Source organism: Micromonospora sp. NPDC050695 (genome assembly GCF_040654415.1).
Lineage (GTDB): Bacteria > Actinomycetota > Actinomycetes > Mycobacteriales > Micromonosporaceae > Micromonospora.
Genome location: NZ_JBFAHZ010000004.1, coordinates 1 through 25,406, shown reverse-complemented (window position 1 = coordinate 25,406; position 25,406 = coordinate 1). Strand labels below are relative to the sequence as shown.

The window sequence follows — 25,406 nt, the reverse complement described above, 5'->3', positions numbered from 1 at the left end:
GGCGACGGTTGGGCAGGCGCGCCATCGAGTCTGCCCGAGGACGATGCTGACCGGCTGACGTTTCGCCGGGGTGACCGCCCGGTCAACTGTCCCGCCCCGGCCGCGACCAGGGACCGGCCGTTCGGCCTTGAGCTTGCTCACACGATCGACATGCGTCACTGTCGCCGAGCGGCGATCCAGGGTCGGTGGCATGATCGATGGGTCAGCCCGGTTCGACCGGGAACGCCGGGCTCCCGTCGCGTGATGGCGGTCGATACCGAAGGTGGCGCAGCGTGACATCCCGTTCACGGCAAGTCGGCCATTATGCCGCAGCCGTTTTCGTGAGCAGCGCCATACCCCCGGCATCCGGCGTCGGCCGCCTGCCCCTAGCATCGGCCCATGACACCCGGAGAGGGGAGTCCGTTGGTGACTGCTGAGCATGCGCACGCGGAGGGGGACGAGGCCGGTCAGGCAGCGTCCGTAAGCGTGCTCGACGAGATCCTGGCCGGCGTGCGCGAGGACGTCGCCCGGCGCCAGGAGCAGGTTCCGCTGGAGCGGATCCGTGAACTGGCCGCGGCGGCGGCGCCGCCGCTGGACGCGTACGCGGCGCTGCGCAAGCCCGGCGTCGCGGTGATCGCCGAGGTGAAGCGCTCCTCGCCGTCCAAGGGCCGGCTGGCCGAGATCGCCGACCCGGCCGACCTCGCCGTCGACTACGCGGCCGGCGGGGCGCGGGCGATCAGCGTGCTCACCGAGGGGCGCTGGTTCGGCGGCTCGCTGGACGACCTGGCGGCCGTCCGGGCCGCGGTCACCGTGCCGGTGCTGCGTAAGGACTTCGTCGTCTCCAGCTACCAGGTGCACGAGGCGCGCGCGCACGGTGCCGACCTGGTCCTGCTGATCGTCGCCGCCCTCGAGCAGAACGTCCTGATGGGCCTGCTGGAGCGGATCGAGTCGCTGGGCATGACCGCACTGGTCGAGGTCCACGACGAGGAGGAGGCCGACCGGGCCCTGGAGGCCGGCGCGCAGGTGATCGGGGTCAACGCCCGTGACCTGCGTACCCTGGAGGTCGACCGGTCGGTGTTCGAGCGGATCGCGCCCGGCCTGCCCAGCAGCGTCGTCAAGATCGCCGAATCCGGCGTTCGTGGCCCGCACGACCTGATCCGGTACGCCTCCGCGGGCGCTGACGCGGTCCTCGTCGGCGAGGGCCTGGTCACCCAGAAGAGCCCCCGCGAGGCGGTCGCCGAGCTGGTCAACGCCGGCAACCACCCGGCAACGCCCCGGCCGGTGCGCTGACCCCGCGCCGGTGTGACGCCCCACCGAGAGGATTTCCGATGAGCGCCGACGCGCTGGCCCCGGTGGCCGGCCCGCAGCCCGACTCCGCCGGCCACTTCGGTCGCTTCGGCGGCCGGTTCGTTCCCGAGGCCCTGGTGGCCGCGCTGGACGAGCTCGACGGGGCGTGGCGTACGGCGATGGCGGACGAGTCCTTCCGGGCCGAGTTCGGCGCGCTGCTGCGCGACTACGCGGGCACACCGTCGCTGCTCTACGAGGCCCGGCGGTTCTCCGCGAAGGTCGGTGCCCGGGTGCTGCTCAAGCGCGAGGACCTCAACCACACCGGCGCGCACAAGGTGCGCAACGTCCTCGGTCAGGCGCTGCTCACCAAGCGGATGGGCAAGACCCGGGTGATCGCCGAGACCGGCGCCGGCCAGCACGGCGTGGCCACCGCGACCGCTGCCGCCCTGTTCGACCTGGAGTGCGTGGTCTACATGGGCCAGGTCGACACCGAGCGGCAGGCCCTCAACGTGGCCCGGATGCGGATGCTCGGCGCCACCGTCGTCCCGGTCACCAACGGCTCGCGCACCCTCAAGGACGCGATGAACGAGGCGATGCGCGACTGGGTGGCCAACGTCGACGAGACGCACTACCTGATCGGCACCGCCGCCGGGCCGCACCCCTTCCCGGCGATGGTCCGGGACTTCGTCCGTGGCATCGGTGACGAGGCCCGCCAGCAGTGCCTCGACCTCACCGGCGGGCTGCCCGACGCGGTCACCGCCTGCGTCGGTGGTGGCTCCAACGCGCTCGGCATCTTCCACGCGTTCGTGGGCGACGAGGCCGTGCGGCTGTACGGCTTCGAGGCCGGCGGTGACGGTGTCGCGACCGGCCGGCACGCGGCCAGCATCACCGGCGGATCCGCCGGTGTGCTGCACGGCACCCGCACGTACGTGTTGCAGGACGCCGACGGGCAGACCCTGGAGTCACACTCGATCTCTGCCGGCCTGGACTACCCGGGGGTCGGGCCCGAGCACGCCTGGCTGCACGACAGCGGCCGGGCCACCTACCTGCCGGTCACCGACGACGAGGCGATGGCCGCGTTCGAGCTGCTCTGCCGTACCGAGGGGATCATCCCGGCGATCGAGAGCGCGCACGCGCTCGCCGGCACCGTGGCCCTGGCGCCGAAGCTCGCCGCCGAGCTGGGTCGGGAGCCCACCATCGTGGTCAACCTCTCCGGGCGGGGCGACAAGGACGTGCACACGGCCGGCGACTACTTCGGCATCCTCGACAAGGAGCGGTGAGATGAGCCGGATCGGGGTGGCCTTCGACAAGGCCCGGGCCGACGGGCGGGCGTTGCTGGTCGGCTGTATGCCGGCCGGGTTCCCCACCGTCGAGGGCAGCATCGCGGCGATGACCGCGATGGTCGAGGCCGGCGTGGACGTCATCGAGGTGGAGATCCCCTACTCGGACCCGGTGATGGACGGGCCGGTCATCCAGAAGGCCAGCGACATCGCGCTGGCCGGGGGCGTACGCACCGCGGACACGATGCGCGTCGTCGAGGCGGTCGCGGCCACCGGCGCGCCGGTGGTCACCATGACCTACTGGAACCCGGTGGAGCGCTACGGCGTGGACGTGTTCGCCCGCGACTTCGCCTCCGCCGGTGGCACCGGCCTGATCACCCCGGACCTCATCCCGGACGAGGCCGACGAGTGGCTGGCCGCCTCGGACGCGCACGGTCTGGACCGCACGTTCCTGGTCTCGCCGTCGTCCACCGACGCCCGGCTCGCGATGACGGTGGGGCACTGCCGTGGGTTCGTCTACGCGACCGCGGTGATGGGGGTGACCGGCGCCCGGGCGCGTACCTCCGACGCCGCGCCGACGTTGGTCTCCCGGACCCGCGCGGTCACCGACCTGCCGGTCGGCGTCGGCCTGGGTGTGGGCACCGGCGCGCAGGCCGGCACCGTGGCCGGGTACGCCGACGGCGTGATCGTGGGCAGCGCCCTCGTCCGGTGTGTGCTCGACGCGTCCTCCGAGGCCGAGGGGCTGGCCGCGCTGCGCACCCTGAGCGCCGAGCTGGCCGAGGGCGTCCGCAACCCCGTCCGCTGAGCCGGTTCCGCCGACGGCTGTGGCGCTCGTCTGCGGGTGCCGGGACATGAGTGATGCCGGTGAGTCATCAATATGACTCACCGGCATCACTCAATTGCACGCGACCGGGCCGGTGCGGGGTGCACCGGGAGCGACGGCGGGCCTTCGGGGAGATGTCGGCGCTGTCACGGTCGCAGGGACGGATCCACTGCCTCGCCGCGCTGCTCCGGTGGCTGCCCCGCGCCGGGCCGCACGCCAGACCCCATGCCAGATCCCATGCCAGATCCCATGCCGGGCCCCATGCCGGGCCCCGCGCCGGACTGCACGCCGGGCCGCTCGTCCTGGCCGGTCTCGGGCCGCCTGTCCTGGTCCGCCGCCGACCACCCCTCCTCGGCGGCGAGGGCCGGTGGCGGGGCCTCGACGGTGCCGGGTGCCCAGGAGACGTCGCGCAGGACGCCGGAACGGCCGGCGAGCGCGTCGGTGACGGCGGCCCGGGTGAGCGGGGTGACCGCCTCGGGCAGCGCGACGGGTGCGTGCCAGGACAGCCGGCAGCCCGGTGGCGGATCGGCGGCGGGTCGGTCACCGGCCGCACGCGCCCGGAACACGTGCACCAGGACATCCGGCAGCGGCCCGGCCCGCCCCGCCGGCGCGCCAACCGTGCCCGGCCCGGCCAGGTGGTAGACACCGACCAGGTCGGCCAGTTCGATCTCCCAGCCGGTCTCCGCACGGATGTCGCGCACCGCCGCCCGCACCGGGCTCTCCGCCGGGCGCAGCCGGCCACCGGGCAACGCGTACCGGCGCTCGCCCCGACCCTGGCGGCAGAGCAGCACCCGCCCGACGTCGTCGGTGACGACCGCGGCGACCGCCCAGGTGAGCGCGCTCATGGACAAAGAGCCTACGGCGGTGCAAACCAGAAGTCACCGGGATGACCGTACGGCGGCCCGGGGTGCCGCTTCGGGGGGGCACAGCGGTAGCGTGTGCACCCGTGACCTACGCCTCGCTGTCCCCCCAGGCAGCCCTGCCCAGTCCCAGCACCGCCGTATGGCAGCTCGGGCCGGTCCCGATCCGGGCGTACGCCCTGTGCATCATCCTCGGCATCATCGCAGCCTGTTGGGTGACCGAGCGTCGGCTGCGCCAGCGCGGTGTCGCTCCCGGCGCGGTGCTCGACATCGCCGTCTGGGCGGTGCCCGCCGGCATCATCGGGGCCCGGATCTACCACGTGATCACCTCCCCGGAGAAGTACTTCGGCGCCGGCGGTGACCCGATCAAGGCGTTCGCCATCTGGGAGGGCGGTCTCGGCATCTGGGGCGCGGTCGCCGGTGGCGCGGTCGGCGCCTGGATCGCGGCCCGGCAGCTCGGTATCCCGTTCGGTGTGGTGGCCGACGCGCTGGCCCCCGGGCTGCCATTGGCGCAGGCGATCGGCCGGTTCGGCAACTGGTTCAACAACGAGTTGTTCGGTGGCCGGACCACCCTGCCGTGGGGTCTGGAGATCCACCGGATGGACCCGGACAATCCCGGGCACGCGTTGCGCGACGACGCCGGCCAGCCGATCCTCGAACCGGGCCTCTACCAGCCGACCTTCCTGTACGAGGCGCTGTGGAACCTCGGCGTGGTCGCCCTGGTCCTCATCCTCGACCGGCGGCTCAAGCTCGGCAAGGGCCGCGCGTTCGCCCTCTACGTGATGGGCTACACCGCAGGCCGTTTCTGGATCGAGCTGATGCGCACCGACGAGGCGAACCAGATCCTCGGCGTCCGCCTCAACGTCTGGACCGCCGCCCTGGTCTTCCTCGGCGCGTTGATCTACTTCGTGCGGGTGCGCGGCCCCCAGGAGTACCTGATCCCGCTCGGCGTGGCGGCGACGCCCACGCCGCCCGCCACGTCCGACCTGTCCCAGGTCGACATCTCCGCGCGGGACGCCTCGGCGCGGGCCGCCGCTCCGGAGGGCTACCGGGTGGTCAGCGAGGAGCAGTACCACGCCTGGCGGGACACCGGCGTCCTGCCGCCCGAGGCCGACGACGATCGGCCCGCCGACGAGGACCGGCCCGCCGACGAGGACCGGCCCGCCGACGAGGACCGGCCCGCCGTTGATCACCGGCCCGCCGACGATGAGCCGCTCGACGCCGCGGCGGCCGACGACGCGCCGTCGACCGACCAGCCGGTGGACGGTACGCCGGAGACCCGCGGCGACCGGGCCGGCGCCACCGGCGCGCGCCCCGCCGACCGGGACAGCTGAGCGGGGGGGCGGCACCGATGCGAAGCGCGGTGGTGGTCGGCGCCGGAGTCGGTGGCCTCGCGGTCACCAGTGCGCTGGCACGCTCCGGCTGGCAGGTCACCCTGCTCGAGCGGGCCGAACGGGTACGCCCCGAGCCGACCGCCGTGGTGCTCTGGCCCAACGGCGTCCGCGCCCTGCAGGCCCTCGGGCTCGGCGCCGGCCTGGCCGCCATCGCCACCCCGCTGCCCGACGGTGGGGTCCGCCGCCCGGACGGGCACTGGCTGGTGCAGCCCCGACCCACCCCGGCCGACCGGATGCCGGTGGTGGTGCACCGGGAGGACCTGCACGACGCGCTGATCGCCGGGCTCGGCGACCGCGTCGAGCTGCGCACCGGCGTGACCGTGCGGCACGTCCGGGTCGAGCCGGGTCACCGTCCGGCGGTCAGTGACGGGCGGCAGACCATCGAGGCCGACCTGGTGGTCGCCGCAGACGGCACGGACAGCGGCATTCGCCGCCAGCTCGCCCCCGAGTCCCGGGTGGTCAGCTCCGGCTGTGCCGCCTGGCGGGCCGTCATCCCCTGGTACCGGGCGCCCCGGCTGCCCGCCGACCAGCCGGTCGCCGGTGAGGTCCTCGGCGCCGGCTACCGGTTCGTGGCCGCCTCGTTGGGCGAGCGCGGCTCGTCGGGCGGTTCCACCCGGGGCGGCATCTACTGGGTGGCCACCGCCGCCGGAGCGCCCCGGCCGGAGCCGCCGGAGACCCAGCTGGCCCTGCTGCGCCGCTGGTACGCGGGCTGGCCGGAGCCGATCGGCGCGCTGCTCGACGCCACCGACCCCAGTGACCTCGTCCAGCAGGAGGTCCGCGAGCTGCGTCCGTTGCCCCGCGCGTACGGCTTCGGAGTCGGGCCGGGCGGTGTGGTCCTGCTCGGAGACGCGGCGCACGCCATGCCGCCGCACCTCGGGCAGGGCGCCTGCCTCGCCTTCGAGGACGCCGCCACGCTGGCCTCTCTGCTGCGCGAGGCCCGGCTGCCCGACGCCGTGCAGGCGTACGACCGGGTGCGCCGGCCGCGCGCGGCCACGGTGGTCCGGCAGACCCGGCGCATGTCGGCGGTGCTGCAGACCCGTGGACGGCTGGCGTTGCGCGCCCGCGACGCCGCCCTCGGCACGATCAACTCGCGCCTGCTCTCCAGCGCCGCGGCCTCCGCCGCCCAGTGGCGCCCCCCGGCGTGACCCGCTCCCCGGGTCAGATCAGGGCGGCGGGTTCGGCGATGCAGGCGGTGCCGATGCGGCGGAAGCCGACCCGCAGGTAGACCCGGGCGATCTCGTCGCTGCCCGCGGAGAGGAAGACCAGGTCGGTGCCGGCGGCGAGAAGTTCCCGGGCGAGGGTCGCGGTCAACGCGGCGCCCAGACCGCGCCGCCGGGCCGCCGGCAGGGTCGCCACACCGGCGATCTCGGCGACGTCGTCCACCCGCATCGCCATCCCGCTGGCCAGCGCGCCCTCGGCGACCGTGCAGGCCAGCGCCGAGATCCGTCGGCCGTCGGCGATGCGGGTGCGCTCCTCGTCCAGGGCGGCCAACTCCAGTCCGGTGACCGCGGCGTCCCGTTCGGCCGGACCGGCGTCGCCGCGCGCGGTGCCGGCGGCCGCGAACGCCACGGCCGCGACCGCCCGGCGGGCGGCCACGTCGGCGGCGAAGTCGGGCGAGTCGGGCATCAGCACCCGCACCGGTACGTCGGAGAGCGACGCCGGGTCGGGCAGCGCGGCCTCATCGAGCACCATCAGCGGTGCCTCCAGCACGTTCAGCCCCGCCGAGCGGGCCACCGCGAGCAGCTGCGGGGTGGTCTCGTGCACCCATTCGAAGGCTTCCGGCAGGCCCAGTTCCCGTTGCCGTTCGCGGACGGACGTCACGTCGGCCAGCGACGGCGGTTCGCCGGCGTCGAGGCGGGGCCGGGCGTAGAACGGCCATCCGGCGCCGTCACGGACGAACAACACCAGCCCACCATGTTCCTCCGCACCGGCGACGTCGCGGGGCACCGCGTCGTAGAAGCGTTCCAACCGGTCGAAGACGTCCTGATGCAGCGGATCCACCGCGCGAGACTACACGTCCCAGACTCTGGACGGTGTGATCAATCTTGAGTGGCCTTGCGCCCCCAGCCCTAACGTAGACTCAATAGACCCACGGGCCGACGTCGTCCCCACCATGATCCAACCTGAGTGACGACAGGAGGCCCGGTGGCTCAGCCGTACGCGGAATCGACACAGCCGCACCCGCACAGCCCGCAGGCGTCCCTTACGCCCGGCCCCCGCCCGCCCGCCCAGGGTCTCTACGACCCGGCGCAGGAGCACGACGCCTGCGGGGTGGCCTTCGTGGCGGACCTGCACGGCCGGCGCTCGCACGCGGTCGTCGCCAACGGGCTCGGCGCGCTGTGCCGCCTGGACCACCGGGGTGCCCGGGGCGCGGAACCCAACACCGGTGACGGCGCCGGCATCATGATCCAGGTCCCGGACGCGTTCCTGCGCGCGGTGGCCGACGTCGCGTTGCCCCCGGCCGGTGAGTACGCCACCGGTCTGGTCTTCCTCCCCGACGACGACGCCGCCGAGGCGCGCGCCCGTCGTGTCGTCGAGAAGTACGCGCTGGTCGAGGGTGCCGATCTGCTCGGTTGGCGGGACGTGCCGGTCGACCCGGACGGGCTCGGCGAGACCGCCCTGGCGGCGATGCCCCGGGTTCGGCAGGTCTTCGTGGCCGCGCGTCGGCTCACCGACTCACCCGCCGGCCCGGCCGGTTCCGCGCTGAGCGGCATCGAGCTGGACCGGGTGGCGTTCTGCCTGCGCAAGCAGGCCGAGCGGGAGACCGCCGAGCGGGGCGTGCCGGCGTACTTCCCGTCGCTGTCCAGCCGCACGATGGTCTACAAGGGGATGCTCACCCCCGACCAGCTGCCGGCGTTCTACCCGGATCTGCGCGACGAGCGGGTGGACAGCGCCATCGCGCTGGTGCACTCCCGCTTCTCCACCAACACGTTCCCGTCCTGGCCGCTGGCGCACCCGTACCGGTTCATTGCCCACAACGGCGAGATCAACACGATTCGCGGCAACCGTAACTGGATGCAGGCGCGCGAGGCGCTGCTGCGGTCGCCGAACGTGCCGGGCAACATCCGGCGGGTCTTCCCGGTGTGCACCCCGGGCGCCTCCGACTCGGCGAACTTCGACGAGGTGCTGGAGCTGCTGCACCTGGCGGGGCGGAGCCTGCCGCACGCCGTGCTCATGATGATCCCCGAGGCGTGGGAGAACGACCCCGGCATGCGGCCGGACAAGCGGGCGTTCTACCGCTTCCACGCCAGCCTCATGGAGCCGTGGGACGGGCCGGCGTCGGTGGCGTTCACCGACGGCGAGATCGTCGGCGCGGTGCTGGACCGCAACGGGCTGCGCCCGGGTCGCTGGTGGCAGACCGACGACGGCCTCGTCGTGCTGGGCTCCGAGGCGGGCGTGCTCGACCTCGATCCGGCCCACGTGGTCGCCAAGGGCCGCCTGCAGCCGGGCCGGATGTTCCTGGTCGACACCGTCGCCGGTCGGATCGTGCACGACGACGAGATCAAGTCCGAGTTGGCCGCCGCGCAGCCGTACGCCGAGTGGCTGCACGCCGGTCTGATCGAGCTGGACGACCTGCCGGCCCGTGAGCACACCGTCTACACCCACGACTCGGTGCGCCGCCGCCAGCAGACCTTCGGTTACACGCAGGAGGAGTTGAAGATCCTGCTCGCGCCGATGGCGCGTACCGGCGCGGAGCCGCTGGGCTCGATGGGCACGGACACCCCGATCGCGCCGCTGTCCACCCGGCCGCGGCTGCTCTACGACTACTTCCACCAGCTCTTCGCCCAGGTCACCAACCCGCCGTTGGACGCCATCCGCGAGGAATTGGTGACCAGCCTGGCGTCGACCATCGGGCCGGAGGGCAACCTGCTCGACCCGGGTGCGGCGAGCTGCCGGCAGATCGTGCTGCCGCACCCGATCATCGACAACGACGAGCTGGCCAAGATCCTCTCCATCGACGAGGACGGCGACCTGCCCGGCTTCAAGGCGGTCCGGGTCTCCGGGCTGTACCGGATCCGGGAGGGCGCCGCCGGGATCAAGGCGCGGCTGACCGAGATCTGCCGGCACGTGTCCGAGGCGATCGAGGACGGCGTCCGCATCCTGGTGCTCTCCGACCGGGACTCCAACGCCGACCTGGCGCCGATCCCGTCGCTGCTGCTCACCGCCGCCGTGCACCAGCACCTGGTGCGGGAGCAGACCCGCACCCAGGCGGCGCTGATCGTGGAGTCCGGCGACTGCCGGGAGGTGCACCACGCGGCGGTCCTGATCGGCTACGGCGCGGCGGCGGTCAACCCGTACCTGGCGTTCGAGTCGGTGGAGGACATGGTCGCCACGGGCGCGCTGCCGGGCGTGGAGCCGGCCGCCGCGGTGCGCAACTACGCGAAGGCGCTCGGCAAGGGCGTCCTGAAGATCATGTCGAAGATGGGCATCTCGACGGTCTCGTCGTACTGCGGGGCGCAGGTCTTCGAGGCGGTCGGCCTGGACACCCGGCTGATCGACCGCTACTTCCGGGGCACGCCCAGCCGGATCGGCGGGGTGGGGCTGGCCGGCGTGCACACCGAGGTGGCCGCCCGGCACGCGCTGGCCTGGCCGCCGGCGGGTGCCGCCGACTCCGACCGGCTGGAGGTCGGCGGCGAGTACCAGTGGCGCCGTGAGGGTGAGCTGCACCTGTTCAACCCGGAGACGGTGTTCCTGCTGCAGCACGCCACCCGCAGCCGCCAGTACGACGTGTTCCGGCAGTACACCGCGAAGGTCGACGCGCTCGCGGCGCAGGCCGGTTCGCTGCGCGGGCTGTTCACGCTGCGTACCGGGGTCCGCCCGGCGGTCCCTCTCGACGAGGTCGAGCCGGCCACCGAGATCGTCAAGCGGTTCGCCACCGGCGCCATGTCGTACGGGTCGATCTCCGCCGAGGCGCACGAGACCCTCGCGGTCGCCATGAACCGCCTCGGCGGCAAGTCCAACACCGGCGAGGGCGGCGAGGACGTCGAGCGGCTGCACGACCCGGCCCGCCGCTCGGCGGTCAAGCAGATCGCCAGCGGCCGGTTCGGCGTGACGAGCGAATACCTGGTCAACGCCGATGACCTGCAGATCAAGATGGCGCAGGGCGCGAAGCCCGGCGAGGGCGGCCAGCTGCCCGGCAACAAGGTCTGGCCGTGGATCGCCCGGACCAGGCATGCCACGCCGGGCGTCGGCCTGATCTCACCGCCGCCGCACCACGACATCTACTCCATCGAGGACCTGGCGCAGCTCGTCCACGACCTGAAGTGCGTCAATCCGGCCGCCCGCGTGCATGTCAAGCTCGTCAGCGAGGTCGGCGTCGGCACGGTCGCCGCCGGCGTGGCGAAGCTGAAGGCCGACGTCATCCTCATCTCCGGTCACGACGGCGGCACGGGCGCGTCCCCCCTGAACTCGCTCAAGCACGCCGGCACCCCGTGGGAGCTGGGGCTGGCCGAGGCCCAGCAGACGCTGCTGCTCAACAAGCTGCGCGACCGGGTCACCGTGCAGGTCGACGGTCAGCTCAAGACCGGCCGCGACGTGCTGATCGCGGCGCTGCTCGGTGCGGAGGAGTTCGGCTTCGCGACCGCGCCGCTGATCGTCGCCGGCTGCGTGATGATGCGGGTGTGCCATCTGGACACCTGCCCGGTCGGCATCGCCACCCAGAACCCGGTGCTGCGGGAGCGGTTCACCGGCACCCCGGAGTTCGTCGAGAACTTCTTCCTGTTCCTCGCCGAGGAGGTCCGGGGCTACCTGGCCGAGCTGGGCTTCCGGTCCATCGAGGAGGCGATCGGGCAGTCCGAACTGCTCGACGTCACCCCGGCGGTGACGCACTGGAAGGCCAACGGGCTCGACCTGGCGCCCGTCCTGCACCTGCCCGAGCTGCCCGCCGGCACCGTCCGGCGCGGGGTCCGCGCGCAGGACCACGGGCTGGAGCACGCTCTGGACAACGAGCTGATCGCGCTGGCCCGTCCGGCGCTGACCACCGGCGCGCCGGTGCGGGTCGAGGTGGCGGTGCGCAACGAGCACCGCAGCGTCGGCGCGATGCTCGGCGGTGAGGTGACCCGCCGCTTCGGCGGTGCCGGCCTTCCCGAGGACACCATCGAGTTCGTGCTGCACGGCACGGCCGGGCAGTCGTTCGGCGCGTTCCTGCCGCGCGGGGTGACCCTGCGGCTGCACGGCGACGCCAACGACTACGTGGGCAAGGGCCTCTCCGGTGGTCGGATCATCGTCCGCCCGGACGCCGCCGCGCCGTTCCTCGACCCGGACGCCGAGCCGGGTCAGCGGGCCGAGGATCAGATCATCGCGGGCAACACCATCCTGTACGGGGCCACCGCGGGCGAGGTGTTCCTGCGCGGCCGGGTGGGGGAGCGGTTCGCGGTGCGCAACTCCGGCGCGGTCGCCGTCGTCGAGGGCGTCGGTGACCACGGCTGCGAGTACATGACCGGGGGCGCGGTGGTGGTGCTCGGCGCGACCGGCCGCAACTTCGCTGCCGGCATGTCCGGCGGTACGGCGTTCGTGCACCACCTGGACCGCTCCCGCGTCAACGCGGAGCTGGTCGACCTGGCGCCGTTGGGCGAGCAGGAGCAGGCGTCGCTGCACGAGCTGGTCCAGCGGCACGTGGCCGAGACCGGGTCGGCGGTCGCCGAGGAGCTGCTCAAGCGCTGGCCGGAGGCGGTCGGCGAGTTCACTGCCGTGGTGCCCCGCGACTACCGCCGGGTGCTGGAGATCATGAGGGCCGCCGAAGCCGCCGGCCGTGACGTCGACGACGCGGTGATGAGCGCGCTCAGCGCACCCGCCGCACCGGTGCCGCCCGCCCCGCGGGTGGCGGCCCAGGAGGTGGCACGTGCCTGACCCGAACGGTTTCCTGCGCTACGACCGGCAGCTGCCGGCCCGCCGCCCGGTGCCGGTGCGGATCAGCGACTGGCGTGAGGTGTACCCGCCGGCCGGCGAGCAACTCGTCCGCGAGCAGGCCACCCGCTGCATGGACTGCGGCATCCCGTTCTGCCACGACGGTTGCCCGCTGGGCAACCGCATCCCGGATTGGAACGACCTGGTCCGGACCGGCAGCTGGGACGCCGCGGTGGAGTCGCTGCACGCCACCAACAACTTCCCGGAGTTCACCGGCCGGCTCTGCCCGGCGCCCTGCGAGGCGGCCTGTGTGCTGGGCATCGCCGGCGGCCAGCCGGTGACCATCAAGCAGGTCGAGGTGGAGATCGCCGACGCCGCCGCGGCGCGCGGGTTCACCCCGCGCCCGGTGCCGGCCCCGTCCGGCCGGTCGGTGGCCGTCGTCGGTTCCGGGCCCGCCGGCCTCGCCGCCGCCCAGCAGTTGGCCCGCGCCGGTCACGCGGTGACGGTGTACGAGCGCGACGACGCGATCGGCGGCCTGCTCCGGTACGGCATCCCCGACTTCAAGTTGGAGAAGCGGCACATCGACGCCCGGCTGGCCCAGCTCGCCGCCGAGGGGGTGCGCTTCCGCACCGGGGTGAACGTCGGGGTGGACGTCACCGCCGAGCAGTTGCGCGCCGAGCACGACGCGGTGCTGCTGGCCTGCGGCGCGTTGCAGGGCCGGGACACTCCGGAGACCCCGGGGCGGGCGCTTCGGGGCGTACACCAGGCGATGGCGCACCTGGTCGCGGCCAACCGCGCGGTCGCCACGGCGGCCACCGACGAGCCGGGCGTCGCGGTGACCGGCGAGGGCCGGCTCGGGCGGGCGGTGCTGCCGGACGGCACCCCGATCGACGCGGCCGGCAAGCACGTGGTGATCATCGGTGGTGGTGACACCGCGGCCGACTGCCTCGGCGTCGCGCACCGCCAGGGTGCGGCCGGCGTGCACCAGCTCGACCTGTACCCGCAGCCGCCGCGGGAGCGCGACGAGGAACGGGATCCGTGGCCGACGTGGCCGTGGATCCTGCGCAGCTATCCGGCGCACGAGGAGGGCGGCGAGCGGGTCTTCGCCGTGGCGGTGCAGGAGTTCGTGGACGACGGCACCGGGCAGGTGCGGGCCGTGCGGATCGCCGAGGTGACCGTGGAGAAGCGTGACGGCCGGCGGGTCGTCACCGTCGTGCCGGGTTCCGAGCGGGAGCTGCCGGCGGATCTGGTGCTGTTGGCGATCGGGTTCGAGGGCACCGAGCAGCAGCCGCTGCTGGCGCAGTTCGGGGTGACCCGGAATCCTCGGGGCGCGGTCGACGCCCGCGACGACTGGCAGACCGACGCCGACGGGGTGTTCGTCGCCGGTGACATGCACCGGGGTGCCTCGCTGATCGTCTGGGCCATCGCCGAGGGCCGCGCGGCGGCCGCGGCGATCCACAGCCACCTGGGCGGTGCCGGGGCGCTGCCGGCGCCGGTCGGCCCGGCCGCGCAGGCGCTCGCCGTTCGCTGACCCGAGAACGTCCGGCCGGTGCGGCGGTCGCTGCCGCCCGGCCGGACATTCCCGCTGGTGAAGCCGCTCACAAATATGGGCAAACACGTTTGAGCGGGCAAGACTTGTTGGCTGCCGAACCGCGCCGCGATCGGCATGACTGCTCATGCCGCCGATCGCTGGAGGTTCGTCGTGGCCACGGGTGCCACCTTCGCCGCGCTGCGCCACCGCAACTACCGGATCTGGGCGCTCGCCGGGTTCGTCTCCGTCATCGGGACCTGGATGCAGGTCCTCGGGGTCAACTGGTACGTGCTGAAGGAGACCGGGTCGGCGACCTCGATGGGCTTCGCCGTGCTGCTCCAGGCGGCGCCCACGCTGCTGCTCAGCGTCTGGGGCGGCGTGCTGGCCGACCGCCTGCCCGCCCGTCCGCTGCTGATCGCCGCCCAGGTGGCTCACGCGGCGCTCGCCGCGGGGCTGGCGGCGGTCGCCCTGACCGGGGTCGGTGACCTACCGCTGATCTTCGCGATCTCCCTGGCCAGCGGTGCCGTCTCGGCGGTCGAGGGCCCGGTGATGGGCCGCTGGTCCTCGACGCTGGTGGACCGGGAGACGCTGGGCAACGCCCTCGCGCTCGGTTCGCTCACCAACTCCGCCGGACGCATCCTCGGCATGAGCCTCGGCGCCATCGTGGTCGCCGCCGTCGGCCCCGCGCTGCTCTTCGGCATCAACGCGGCGAGTTTCGCGGCCGTGGTGGTGGCGCTGTTCGCCGTACGGCCGGGTGCCCTTCCCGCCCGGGCCGCGCCGGACGGTGGCCGGGTGCACGACGGCGTGCGGGCCGGGTTCGCCTATCTGCACGGGCAGCCGGTGCTGCTCCTCGCGCTCGCCCTGTCGTTCGTGCTCGGCAGCCTCGGCCGCAACTACCAGGTGACGATGGCCGCCATGAGCGACGGACCGCTGAACGCCGGCGCGTCCGGCTACGGACTGCTGTCGACGGTGTTCGCGGTGGGGACGGTGGTGGGTGCGCTCGTCGCGGCCCGCCGCCGCTCGCTGGGCTACGGGACGCTGGTCGGTGCCGGTCTGCTGGCCAGCGGCCTGCAGATCGTCGCGGGTCTCGCACCGGGTGCGTGGAGTTTCGCCGCGGTGATCCTGCCGATCGCCGCCGCCGCGGTCGTCATCGACACCACCGTCGGCACCCGCGCCCAACTCGACACCGACGGCGCGATGCGCGGCCGGGTGCTCGCCGCCCTCGCCGTCACCGGCTCGGTCTCCGCCGCGGTCGGCGCGCCGCTGCTCGGCTGGCTGGCCGAGCACGCCGGGCCGCGGCAGACGCTCGTCCTGGCCGGATCCGTCGCGGCCATCGCCACCACGGCGGCGGCGGTCGCCCTGGACCGGCAGCGCGGCCGGTCGGCCACCCTCACGCTTGTCGTCCCGCAGCCGCGCCATCCGGTACGGCGGGCGGCGTTCCGAGCCGCCCGCATCGTCCGGCCCACCGGGGCGGTGTGTGTCGTCGCGCCGGCCGGCCCTGGTGTGGGCGCGACCCGGCTGGGGGAGTTGGCCACGGCCGGTCCGGCGCCCAGCCGCTGAGACAGCGGTCACCGTCCGCGGGACCGACCGGCACGAAGATCATCGTTACGCTGCGATCATGGACATCGAGGAGCGGCTGCGGCGAACCCGCCGGTGGCTGTGGGTCGTGCTGGTCGGGCTCTTTCTGAGCGGGGTGACCGCGTTCCCGCTGGAGATCGAGGTGCGCTGGCTGCTGCGCGCCCTGGAACCGTTCGCCGACCAGTTGCCGGCGCTGGTCGACTGGATCCAGCGGGTGCACACCGGGCTCGTGACGGCCGGCGAGGACTACCCGTTCCTGCTCTACGGCACCGACTGGCTGGCCTTCGCCCACCTGGTGCTGGCGGTGGCGTTCTGGGGGCCGCTGCGCGACCCGGTACGCAACGTCTGGGTGGTGCAGGTCGGCATGATCGCCTGCGCGGGCATCGTCCCGCTGGCGCTGATCTGCGGCCCGATCCGGGACATCCCGTGGTTCTGGACGCTCATCGACCTGTCCTTCGCGGTCGGGGCGTTCCCGCCGCTCTGGTTCGCCTACCGGCACATCCGCGCCGTCGAGGCGAGCACGACCGCGGCGACAGGTGTCCCAGCGACTCCGTGATCGGGCCCGTCCAGGTTCTCGATCGGGTGAGTGCAACCCCGACGGCGCCTGTAGAGCTGCCCCAGATATGGGGCACCGTCATCGCCCCATATCTGGGGCAGCTCTACAGCCGAGCACTGGAGTGGTCGGTCGTCGATCCGCGTCCCAAGAGAACAGCGGGACGCCGCGGAGACGGGCGCTGGCGACCGGAAGGGCCCGCCGCATCGGCGACGGGCCCTTCCAGTCCACACCGGATCCCTAGTGGGACATCAGCTCGTGCGCCTCGCGGATCCTGGCCCAGGATTTGGGCTCGGCCGGCGGGGCGGCCTTGCGCGCGGCGCTGGCCACGTCCGGCCGGCCCGCGGTGAACAACCAGGTGGTGAACAGGTCGTCCAGGTCCAGTCCGGAGATCCGCTCGGCGAGCGCCTGGAACTGCTCGATGGTGCCGTTGCCGTACCGGTGCTCGGCGGTCCACGCGGGCAGGATCTCGAAGAACGCGTCGTCGCCGACGGCCAGGCGCAACTGGTGCTGGGTCATCGCGCCCCGGTCGTAGACGGCGTCGTCGAAGACCCGACCGGCACCCGGGTCACCGGGCAGCACCTGCCAGAACTCGTCGTCGGCCGGGTAGCTGGCGTAGGTGAAGTCGAAGACCTCCTGGGCGGTGCCCTCGTCCTGCTCCTCCGACCACAGCCACTCGGCGTACGAGGCGAAGCCCTCGTTGAGCCAGATGTTGCGCCAGTCGGCCACCGAGACCGAGTCGCCGAACCACTGGTGGGCGTTCTCGTGCGCCACCACGTACGTGTTGGCGCCGCGCCGCCAGAAGCCCGGGCCGTACACCGGTCGGGTCTGCGTCTCCAGCGCGAAGCCGATGCCGTCCACCGGCCCGGCCACGCCACCCTGTGCCTCGAACGGGTACGGGCCGAAGATCCCGCTCTCCCAGTCGACGATCTCGGCGGTCCGCTCGATGCTGGCCCGCGCGGCCGGGCCGAGCGCGCCCAGCGAGGTGCTGTACGCGTTGACCACCGGCTGGCCGCTCGGCGTGGTGTCGGTGACGATGTCGTACTGGCCGATGGCCATGAAGGCCAGGTAGGTGGCGGTGGGGGAGGTGGTTCGCCAGATCCACCGGGTGCGGTTGCCGGCTTCGGCCAGCGGCGGCCGGGGCTGCACGCCGTTGCTGATCACCTCGACGCCGGTGGGCACCGACACCGAGATGTCGAACGTGGCCTTGTCCAGTGGGTGGTCGTTGCTCGGGAACCACCACCACGCCGACTCGGGCTCGTTGACCGCGAGCGCGCCGTCGTCGGTACGCGTCCAGCCGGTGTACCCGCCGACCAGGGTCTCCGACGGGATGCCGGCGTAGCGCACCACGATGGTGAGCTGCTCACCCCGGGTGATGGTGCGGGCCGGCGTGACCACCAGCTCGTGCACACCCGCGGTGCTGGTGGTCGCCGCCCAGCCGTTGACCCGTACCGATTCGACGTCGAGCAGGAAGTCCAGGTTGAACGCCGAGAGATCCTGCGTGGCGGTGGCGAGGATGGTGGTGGTGCCGGTGAGCCGGTCGGTGGCCGGGTCGTAGCGCAGCCGCACGTCGTAGTGCTCGACGTCGTAGCCGCCGTTGCCGTAGTCGGGGAAGTAGCTGTCGCCCAGGCCGGGCGCGCCGGGTTGCGGCGCCACGGTGACGATGGGTCGGCCCCAGCCTGTCGGGGCGGCCTGGGCGGGGGTGCCGGCGAGCATGGTGCCGGCGGTGGTGAGGGTCAGGGCGGCGGTGGCCGCCGTGAGGACTCGTCGCACGAGGTGGACTCCCTCCATCGGGTGTACGCCTCGCCAACCTAATCGACAACGGTGAAACGCGCCGCCCGCCGCCGACGGTGCACCGCGGGCCGTCGGCCGCCGCACCCCGAACGCGCGGGTCGGTACTGTCCCGGTGTCACCGGTGTCCGTTAGGGTTTCCGCGAACCGGACAGCCGTGGGAGGCACAGCGTGGGCAGGCTCGCGTCGGCGTACGGGCAGGCGGTCACCGCCCACCGGGCGGCTCGCGCGCACCTGGACAGCGCACGGGGAGCGCTCGGCGCCGCCCGGGCACCCGCCGCGCCGGTCGGCGCCGGTGACCTGGTCGATCGGCTGGCCCGCCTCGGTGCCGCGCTGGCCACCCCCACCCCGGGCGCCACCGCGCTCACCGACGCGCCGACGGCGGTGCGGATCGGCGAGGCGTCCACAGCCGACGGTGGTTTCCCCGTCCTGGTGCCGCTCGGCGGCGGCCACCACCTCGCCCTGGACACCGACGCCCGGGACTCCCGGGTCGCCGCGCTGCTGCGGGCGCTGGTGCTGCGACTGGTCGCCACCGCGCCGGCCGGGCAGGTCCGCGTCGCCGGCATCGACACCGCCGCACTGGGTGCCACCTTCGGTCCGCTGCGTCCGCTGCTCGACGCCGGGGTGCTCGACCCGCCGGCCACCGGCGAGGCCGAGGTGACCGCACTGCTGGACGCCGCCGAGCGGCACGCCCGCGCGGCGCAGCACGCCGAGCCCGCCGCCCGGCACCTGCTGGTGGTCGTCGCCACCGCCGCACCGGCGCCGCGCGAGCTGGCCCGGCTCGCCGCGCTCACCCACGCCGGCCCGGCCGCCGCCGTCTGCGTGCTGCTCGCCGGCCACCCGTCCCGGCTGCCCGGCGAGACCGCGCCACCGCTGGGCGGCACCACCGCGATCCGGCTCAACCAGGGGTACGCGTCCGTCGGCGACCCGCCCGGCACCCCGTTCAGCGCCGACGGCAGCGGCCTCGCCGCACCCGTGCTGCTCGACGGCGACCCGCCGCCGGCGTCCGTGCGCGCCCTCGCCGAGCACCTGGGCGCCGCCGCCCGCCGCACCGACGCGCTGCCCTTCACCGAGCTGCTGCCCGAGCGGCGCTGGGCCGAGTCGGCCGGCAACGGCCTGCGGACGGTCATCGGCCGGGCCGGCCGCGCCCCGCTGACCGTGGCCTTCGACGACGCCACGCCGCACTGGCTGGTCGGCGGTCGCACCGGCGCCGGCAAGACCGTCTTCCTCCTCGACGTGCTCTACGGGCTGGCCGCCCGCTACTCCCCGGCCGAGCTTCAGCTCTACCTGCTCGACTTCAAGGAGGGCGTCAGCTTCACCGAGTTCGTGCCCACCACACGGGACCCGTCCTGGCTGCCGCACGCCCGCGCCGTCGGCATCGAGTCCGACCGCGAGTACGGCCTCGCCGTGCTGCGCGAGCTCCGCCGGGAGGCGCAGCGCCGCGCCACCGCCCTCAAGCGACACGGCGTCACCAAACTCGCCGACCTATCGCGGGACAATCCGCTGCCGCGCATCGTGGCGGTCATCGACGAGTTCCACGTGCTGCTCGCCGGCAACGACGCGCCGGCCCGCGAGTCGGTCGACCTGCTGGAGGAGCTGGCGCGCAAGGGCCGCTCCTACGGCGTGCACCTGGTGCTGGCCAGCCAGAGCATGACCGGCATCGAGGCGCTCTACGGCCGCGCCGAGGCGATCTTCGGGCAGTTCGCGCTGCGGGTGGCGCTGCCCGGCGGCGGCGGGGTGCTCGACCAGCTCAACGACGCCGCCGCGGCCCTGCCGATCGGCTCCGCCGTGGTCAACACCGCCGCCGGCGCGGTCGGCGCCGACACCGTGCTGCGCTTCCCCGACGCGCACGCCGCCGCGGCGGACCTCGCCGCTCTGCGCCACGAGCTGTGGCAGGCCCGCCCGCCGGGCTCGCGAGCGCCGGCGGTCTTCAAGGGGTACGAGGCGGCGCGTGTCGAGGACGACCCCACCTTCGCCGGGCTGCGCCCCGGTGGCCGACGGCCGATGGCTCTGGTCGGCCGGACCGTCGACGTGCACGGCACCACCGCGCTGTTCCTGATGGACACCACCCCGGGTCGGCACCTCGCCGTCGTCGGCACCGCACCGACCGGAGCGGACGTGCTGCGCGCCGCGACGGTGAGCCTGGCCCGTCAGCACACCCCCGGCGACGCCCGCTTCCTGCTGGCCTCACTGGTCACCGCCGCCGACCCGGTCGCCGACGAGACCGACGCTCGGCTGCGGTCCGCCGGCCACCCGGTGCGCCGCGTCGACGCGGCCGGGCTGCGCGAGCGGATCGCCGAACTGGCCGGCGAGGCCGCCGGCCGCGAATACCTGGTGGTGTTCGGCATGGACGCCGCCGCGCCGGTGCTCGGCGCGGCCGACCCGGTCACGTTCCGCTCCGGCCTCGACGACCTGCGCACCCTGCTGCGCCAGGGCCCCGCTCAGGGGGCGCACCTGCTCGGGTGGTGGCGTGGCCTGCGCCGGCTCGCCGACGACCTCGGCGGCACCCAGAACCGCGACGACATCGCCTGCCTGGTCGCCCTCAACGTGCCCGGCACCGAGCTGGCGCTGCACCTCGGGGTCCACGACCTCGCCTACACGCCGCGCGCCGACCGGGCGCTGCTGGTCGACCGGCACGACCAGCGCACCAGGCTGATCGTGCCGTTCGCCGGCGACGGGCACGAACCGGACGGGGAGCGCTGACGGTGTCCTTCGAGGAGTACGCGGCGCTGGCCCGACAGCTCGCCGAGCAGCACCGGGCCGGCGAGCAACACGTCGCCGCCGAGTCCGAACGCCGCCGCGACCTGCACGCCGCCACCGACTCGCTGCACCAGCGGCTGACCGCCCAGGGGCACCGCCTCGACCAGCTCGGCCGCGCGATCGGCATCGACCAGCCACCGCCCGGCCCGCCCTATGCGCCACCGGGCGCCGCTGTCAGCGGGCCGCCCGCCACCGCGCACGGACCGGGGGACGGCGGACCCGCCGGCGCAGCCGGCGCGCCGGGGCGGGCGGGTGTCGAGGCGTACCCCCAGGTGGCGGCGGGGGAGACGCGGCTGGCGCTGCCGACGGCGGTGAGCCCGGCGGGCGCCGGGGTGCCGGCGCAGCGCGCGGTGGCGGTCGACCCGGCGGTGGAGCTGGAGCTGGCCCGGCGGATGGCCGACGAGGCCGACCGGCACGGGCACCAGGCGGAGCTGCTGGCCCAGCGGCCCGCGCTGCTGCCGACGTGGTCGCCGCTGGCCCGTGCGGTCGCCGTGTACGCCGGGTGCGGGGCCGCCGGCGGGGTGCTCGTGCTGACCTTGGTGCTCGCGTCCGGGGTGGGGCTGGTCGACGGCTTCACGCTCGGCGCGTGGATCTGCGCGGGGTTGCCGGCGGTGGCGTTCTTCGGTGGGTACCTGGTGTTGGGCCGTTGGGGTCGACCCGCCATCGTCGCCGGCACCCCGCCGCGCTACCTGCCGCTCGGGTTCCTGATCTGTTTCCTGCTGGTTCCGATGGCGTACTGCGCCTATCTGCTACTGGTCCGCGGCCTGCGCTGACCGGGGAATCCTGCTGAGGAGAGCGACATGACCACCAGCCACACCACGACCCCTGCCCCTCCGGTCGTCGATCGCGAAACTTGGCTGCGCGAGCGCGAGGCGCTGCTGGGCCGCGAGAAGGCGCACACCCGCGAGGGCGATGCGATAGCCGCCGCCCGGCGGCGCCTGCCGATGACCGAGGCGACACCGATCTCGCTCGTCGGAGCGCACGGCCCGACACCGCTGCAGGACATCTTCGCCGGCCGGGACCAACTCGTCGTCTACCGGCACATGTGGCACCTCGGAAAGCCGTTCGAGGACCAGTGCGAAGGCTGCACCGCCACCATCTGGGACTTCCAGAACGCGGCCTACCTCGAGGAGCGCGGCATCTCCTTCGCGGTCTTCTGCGAGGGGCCGTACGAGGAGGTGGCGCCCTTCCGGGACTTCATGGGCTACACGCACCCGTGGTATTCCACGCACGGCATCGAGGATCCCGCCTACGCCGGCGGCGGCCAGATCGCGTGCTTCCTGCGCCGCGACGACCGGTACTTCCTGACGTACGAGACGACCGGCCGGGGCGTCGAAGCGATCATGTCGTCGCACAAGCTGCTCGACATGACCGCCTACGGGCGGCAGGAGGTGTGGGAGGACTCCCCGGAAGGTTGGCCGCAGGAGCCGACCTACACGAGGTGGCGCAGGGACGGCCGGCCGGTGCCGCAGTGGACCAGGCCCGGAGCCGGGCCGGTCGGCGAGCAGCAGCAGCACTGCCACTGACCGGCGGCACGCCCGGCACCGGACTCGCTCCACTGTGCTCACTCGCGTGCCGTAGTCTCGCGTCCCGAGCGGTACCGATTCGCACTCCGTCCTCGGGTGGCCGATGCTCGGGAACCTCGGATCTCGATGTCTCGCGAGCGGCAGGTCGAAAGGTTGGTCAGAGAATTGCAGGGACAGACGACTACCACCGTTGAGCCGCCGTCGGCGTGGGACCGGGCGGCCGGCTCGCCGGCACGCGCCGACGCTGCCGCGGGGGCGGCTACATCCCGCTCCGATCAGGAGTCGGGGCTGTCGGTCGTCGCGGCGTCGCGGCAGGCCGGCCCCGGCGCGGTGGCCGCGGGGTTCGGGCTGATCGCCGCCGGCGCCGTCGCCGGCTGGATGATCTGGCGGAGCGGCGCCGCCGCCGCCAAGATCCAACCCAAGGACACCACGGCCGTCTTCCTCACCCTGCTGGTGTTCGCCGCGGCGGTCGAGCGGATCCTGGAACCGTTCTCGCGGTGGCTGCCGGGACGCGCCGCCGAAGCCGCGTTGGCGCAGACGGTGACCGACGTGAACGGCCGCGTCGACGGCCCGACGGAGGCCGACCGTGCGGCGGTCACCACGGCCACGGCGGCGGTGGCGCAGGCGAAGGCCAACCGCACGATCGTCGCGTGGGGGCTCGCGAGTGGACTGGCAACCGTGGCGTCCAGCGCCGGCGGATTCTACGTGCTTCACGCGGTCGCGGGTTCCAACTGGAACGGGGTGGCGGTCTGGGTCGACGCCATTGTGACCGGTGTGATGGTCGGCAGCGGCACCAAACCGGTGCACGACCTGATCAACCGGGCGCAGAACGGGCCGCCGTCGGCCTAGAGCGCAGTCCGGGCACTCCCCGGGGCCGGCGCGCCTGCCCGCTGCCGATCCGCGTCCTGCGTCGAGGTGTTGGCGGCGTGCGCGGCGGCAGTGAGGATCTCGTCGCGTTCGCTGTCGGTGAGACCTTCGTCCTCCAGCAGGCCCAGCAGCAACACCGTCCGCGCGACGATCACCGCCGCACTGTCGGGCACCGGTGGGCGCTCCCCGAGTGCCGCCCAGACCAGCGCCTCGGCCAGCACCGGGTCGACGTCGCGCCCGGTCGCGTCGAAGCGCTCGCGGACGGACGCCACGAATCGGATCACCGGCGCCCGATCCTGTCCGGCGACGAACCGCCGCCGGACCGCCACCAGCAACGCCCCGGCGAGCAGGTCGGCGTACCGCCGCCAGTCCGCCTCGGCGAACCGGTGCAGTCGCCGTTCGTGACCGCGCAGCCGCCCGGTCAGGAGGCCGCGCAGGGCTGCGTGCGGGTCGGTCACCATCGTGTCTCCCTGATGCGCTGTCGTCGGCTCATCTTTCGGTGGCGTCGGCGGGCCACCAGGGCGCTCGCCAGGTGGCTACCTCGGGCGATGTCGTCGGTGCTGGTGCTGGTGCTGGCGGCCCGGCGGGGTGCGGGCGCTGCCGCCGGCTCGCCGACCAACGCCGCCACCGAACGGTCGATGCGGCAGCCACCGACCGCGAGTCGGGCGACGACCAGGTTCAACCGGGTGATCGCCGCCGCGAAGTGTCGGGCCGCGACCGCGTCCGCCACGATTCGGGTACGTCGCAGCCGGTCCTCGGCCGCCCCCAACCGCCAGCGGACACGGGCGGCCAGTGCGGCGGCCCGATCCGCGTCAACGCGTGCGGCCCGCAGGCCGGCGAGCAGTTCCCCGGCCGAGCTTTGCGGCGTGCCGTTGGCGGGCCGACCTGCCTCCCGATCCGTGGCCAGTCCGGCATAGACCAGGCTCAACGCCCGCCAGCACTCGGTGACCGCGTCCTGCCAGGGCAGCCGTCGCCCGGGCGACCCCGCCCCATGCAACTGCGCGCCGGCCCGGTCGGCTGCGGCGATCGTGGCCAGCCACGCGTCGCGCAGGTCGTCCACTGTGTCGGCGGTCATTCGCCAGCCTCCGCCGTGGACTTGACCAGGAGGGCGAAGCGCACATCGGTGCAGGGGTAGTCCGCGCCGCACCCGCAGACCCACCGGCGCACCACGCGGGGTGGATGGGCGAACAGGGTGTCGTCGGCATCCTCGACGTCCTGATCGGACACGAGGCGGTGGTGTTGTTCGGGTTGGGCTGGGGGTTCGCTCGGGCGTTCGTCGGGTCGATCGGGCATCGAGGGCTCCCGTCGGGTCGGTCTCCTTGCTGAGGTTCGTGGGTCGGGGCGGCGTGCGGGCACGCCCCGGCACGCCCGGCCGGACGGGGGGACCGACCAGCCGGGCGCTCTCTGCGCGGTGGGGAAGAACCAACTCCGGGTTTGCAGACCTGGGAGCCGGCTGAAGAGAGCTTATATAACAGGTCATGTACACGCAAGCACTCTCCGCACATTGCTTGCTATACAAAGTTGCTCGTGATCGAATGGCGGGGCAGACCTGGGAGACACCAATGCCCGCCAAGGCCAAGTGGGCGCTGATCGCCGACGGCATCCGCGCTCAGATCAAGTCCGGCGAACTCGCGCCCGGCGACAAGCTGCCCTCGACCTCCGAGTTGTGCCGTCGGCACGACGTCTCGGCGATTGTCGTTCGTCAGGCCATCAACGCGCTCAAGATCGAGGGCTTGGTGGAGGGTGTCGGTGGCGTCGGAGTGTTCGTCGCCGAGCGCTGAGCCTCGCGAGTTGCCGTCGACTACATGAGATTTTGGACCCGTTTCCGTTCGACGTGAACGGACAGTGTCCAAGATCAGCGGAATTCGAGGTCACGGCTGGGCAATCACCCGGTCGCGCTGGGTGCGCGGATCTCGTACGCTCCCATGTGGTCTCCGCCGGTGCGGTGGTGGAGGCGATGGTCGACCACGGGGAGGGTGCGCGTGAGCGCAGCACAGATCATCGCGAGGTTGGCGGCGGCGTCGCAGAAGCTCGACGAGGCGAAGGCCAAGATCGCAGCGGCAGCGCAGGACGCGGCCGAAGCTCGGGCACTCGTCGCGGGCGCGTTGGAGGGTGTGGCCGCCGGCCCTCTCATCGGCATGATCGACGCGTACCGGCAGGCTCTCGCGCAGGCATCCCAGGGCGGCGAGCCGGCCAAGCAGCACGTCCAGGAGACGATCGCCAAGGTCCGAGCGCTGGTCGGGTAGCCCCGGCGCATTGCTGCGCCGGGGCCCCCTCAGAACCGTGCGTGCGACTTTCACCGCACACGGCTCAAGCAAGCCCCGAGGGCGT

The 25,406-nt window shown here is 73.6% G+C and carries 21 protein-coding genes; 15 read left to right on the top strand and 6 right to left on the bottom strand.

Annotation, left to right across the window (positions count from 1 at the left end; all coding sequences use genetic code 11):
* The first annotated feature begins 465 nt into the window (after positions 1–465).
* From trpC to trpA, 3 genes are read left to right on the top strand one after another with little or no spacing between them, the layout of a single operon-like run.
* A complete protein-coding gene (gene trpC, locus AB0H52_RS04055) occupies positions 466–1,269 on the top strand; it encodes an indole-3-glycerol phosphate synthase TrpC (protein ID WP_192580371.1) in 804 nt (267 codons plus the stop codon).
* 38 nt (positions 1,270–1,307) lie between these two features.
* Entirely contained in the window at positions 1,308–2,546 is a 1,239-nt protein-coding gene (gene trpB / locus AB0H52_RS04050) for a tryptophan synthase subunit beta (RefSeq protein ID WP_151491246.1), read from the top strand.
* 1 nt (position 2,547) lies between these two features.
* On the top strand, positions 2,548–3,351 hold the full coding sequence (gene trpA, locus AB0H52_RS04045) for a tryptophan synthase subunit alpha (protein ID WP_357945127.1): 804 nt from the start codon (positions 2,548–2,550) through the stop codon (positions 3,349–3,351).
* A 164-nt stretch (positions 3,352–3,515) separates the two neighbouring features.
* On the opposite strand, the gene AB0H52_RS04040 is transcribed toward trpA, so the two are convergent.
* The gene (locus AB0H52_RS04040; RefSeq protein ID WP_357945124.1) at positions 3,516–4,214 is read right to left on the bottom strand and encodes an NUDIX domain-containing protein; all 699 of its coding nucleotides are present in this window, start codon (positions 4,212–4,214) and stop codon (positions 3,516–3,518) included.
* 101 nt (positions 4,215–4,315) lie between these two features.
* Here AB0H52_RS04040 and lgt point away from each other — a divergent pair, with 101 nt between their 5' ends.
* Both lgt and AB0H52_RS04030 read left to right on the top strand, forming a co-directional pair.
* On the top strand, positions 4,316–5,563 hold the full coding sequence (gene lgt, locus AB0H52_RS04035; RefSeq protein WP_357945121.1) for a prolipoprotein diacylglyceryl transferase: 1,248 nt from the start codon (positions 4,316–4,318) through the stop codon (positions 5,561–5,563).
* 17 nt (positions 5,564–5,580) lie between these two features.
* On the top strand, positions 5,581–6,768 hold the full coding sequence (locus tag AB0H52_RS04030) for an NAD(P)/FAD-dependent oxidoreductase (protein WP_151491243.1): 1,188 nt from the start codon (positions 5,581–5,583) through the stop codon (positions 6,766–6,768).
* A 13-nt stretch (positions 6,769–6,781) separates the two neighbouring features.
* On the opposite strand, the gene AB0H52_RS04025 is transcribed toward AB0H52_RS04030, so the two are convergent.
* Entirely contained in the window at positions 6,782–7,615 is an 834-nt protein-coding gene (locus AB0H52_RS04025) for a GNAT family N-acetyltransferase (protein WP_151491257.1), read from the bottom strand.
* Positions 7,616–7,768: 153 nt separating this feature from the next.
* On the opposite strand from AB0H52_RS04025, the gene gltB reads away from it, so the two are divergent.
* The 4 genes from gltB to AB0H52_RS04005 all read left to right on the top strand — a co-directional run bounded on the left by gltB (position 7,769) and on the right by AB0H52_RS04005 (position 16,134).
* The gene (gltB, locus tag AB0H52_RS04020) at positions 7,769–12,472 is read left to right on the top strand and encodes a glutamate synthase large subunit (RefSeq protein ID WP_357945118.1); all 4,704 of its coding nucleotides are present in this window, start codon (positions 7,769–7,771) and stop codon (positions 12,470–12,472) included.
* A complete protein-coding gene (locus tag AB0H52_RS04015; RefSeq protein ID WP_151492236.1) occupies positions 12,465–14,000 on the top strand; it encodes a glutamate synthase subunit beta in 1,536 nt (511 codons plus the stop codon). The genes gltB and AB0H52_RS04015 overlap by 8 nt, the downstream gene beginning before the upstream one ends.
* A gap of 171 nt (positions 14,001–14,171) precedes the next feature.
* Positions 14,172–15,560: an MFS transporter gene (locus AB0H52_RS04010; protein ID WP_357945115.1), complete on the top strand. Its 1,389-nt coding sequence runs from the start codon at positions 14,172–14,174 to the stop codon at positions 15,558–15,560.
* A gap of 58 nt (positions 15,561–15,618) precedes the next feature.
* Positions 15,619–16,134 (top strand): hypothetical protein, encoded by a 516-nt coding sequence (locus AB0H52_RS04005; RefSeq protein WP_151492237.1) that lies wholly within the window; start codon positions 15,619–15,621, stop codon positions 16,132–16,134.
* 237 nt (positions 16,135–16,371) lie between these two features.
* Here AB0H52_RS04005 and AB0H52_RS04000 read toward each other — a convergent pair whose 3' ends face one another.
* The gene (locus tag AB0H52_RS04000; protein WP_151492238.1) at positions 16,372–17,904 is read right to left on the bottom strand and encodes a M1 family metallopeptidase; all 1,533 of its coding nucleotides are present in this window, start codon (positions 17,902–17,904) and stop codon (positions 16,372–16,374) included.
* 189 nt (positions 17,905–18,093) lie between these two features.
* Between AB0H52_RS04000 and AB0H52_RS03995 the strand changes: the two genes are divergently transcribed.
* The 4 genes from AB0H52_RS03995 (at position 18,094) to AB0H52_RS03980 (ending at position 23,057) form a co-directional block, all read left to right on the top strand.
* On the top strand, positions 18,094–20,625 hold the full coding sequence (locus AB0H52_RS03995; protein WP_357945111.1) for an FtsK/SpoIIIE domain-containing protein: 2,532 nt from the start codon (positions 18,094–18,096) through the stop codon (positions 20,623–20,625).
* 2 nt (positions 20,626–20,627) lie between these two features.
* On the top strand, positions 20,628–21,455 hold the full coding sequence (locus AB0H52_RS03990) for a hypothetical protein (protein ID WP_357945108.1): 828 nt from the start codon (positions 20,628–20,630) through the stop codon (positions 21,453–21,455).
* 27 nt (positions 21,456–21,482) lie between these two features.
* Positions 21,483–22,208, top strand: a complete 726-nt coding sequence (locus tag AB0H52_RS03985; RefSeq protein ID WP_357945105.1) for a DUF899 family protein — start codon at positions 21,483–21,485, stop codon at positions 22,206–22,208.
* 165 nt (positions 22,209–22,373) lie between these two features.
* A complete protein-coding gene (locus tag AB0H52_RS03980; RefSeq protein WP_357945102.1) occupies positions 22,374–23,057 on the top strand; it encodes a hypothetical protein in 684 nt (227 codons plus the stop codon).
* Here AB0H52_RS03980 and AB0H52_RS03975 read toward each other — a convergent pair.
* Genes AB0H52_RS03975 through AB0H52_RS03965 form a run of 3 tightly spaced genes read right to left on the bottom strand, consistent with a single transcriptional unit; the run spans position 23,054 to position 24,302 of the window.
* Positions 23,054–23,536: a hypothetical protein gene (locus AB0H52_RS03975; protein ID WP_151493231.1), complete on the bottom strand. Its 483-nt coding sequence runs from the start codon at positions 23,534–23,536 to the stop codon at positions 23,054–23,056. The genes AB0H52_RS03980 and AB0H52_RS03975 overlap by 4 nt on opposite strands.
* Complete coding sequence (locus tag AB0H52_RS03970) at positions 23,530–24,150, bottom strand: hypothetical protein (RefSeq protein ID WP_151493230.1); 621 nt, start codon at positions 24,148–24,150, stop codon at positions 23,530–23,532. The genes AB0H52_RS03975 and AB0H52_RS03970 overlap by 7 nt, the downstream gene beginning before the upstream one ends.
* Positions 24,147–24,302, bottom strand: coding sequence for a hypothetical protein (locus AB0H52_RS03965; protein WP_192580529.1), 156 nt, complete (start codon positions 24,300–24,302; stop codon positions 24,147–24,149). The genes AB0H52_RS03970 and AB0H52_RS03965 overlap by 4 nt, the downstream gene beginning before the upstream one ends.
* A 308-nt stretch (positions 24,303–24,610) precedes the next feature.
* Between AB0H52_RS03965 and AB0H52_RS03960 the strand changes: the two genes are divergently transcribed.
* Together AB0H52_RS03960 and AB0H52_RS03955 are read left to right on the top strand one after the other, a co-directional pair.
* On the top strand, positions 24,611–24,856 hold the full coding sequence (locus AB0H52_RS03960) for a winged helix-turn-helix domain-containing protein (RefSeq protein WP_151493229.1): 246 nt from the start codon (positions 24,611–24,613) through the stop codon (positions 24,854–24,856).
* A 201-nt stretch (positions 24,857–25,057) separates the two neighbouring features.
* Positions 25,058–25,321 carry a DUF6244 family protein gene (locus tag AB0H52_RS03955; RefSeq protein WP_151493228.1) on the top strand — a complete coding sequence of 88 codons (264 nt, stop codon included), beginning with the start codon at positions 25,058–25,060 and terminating at the stop codon, positions 25,319–25,321.
* Positions 25,322–25,406: the final 85 nt, after the last annotated feature.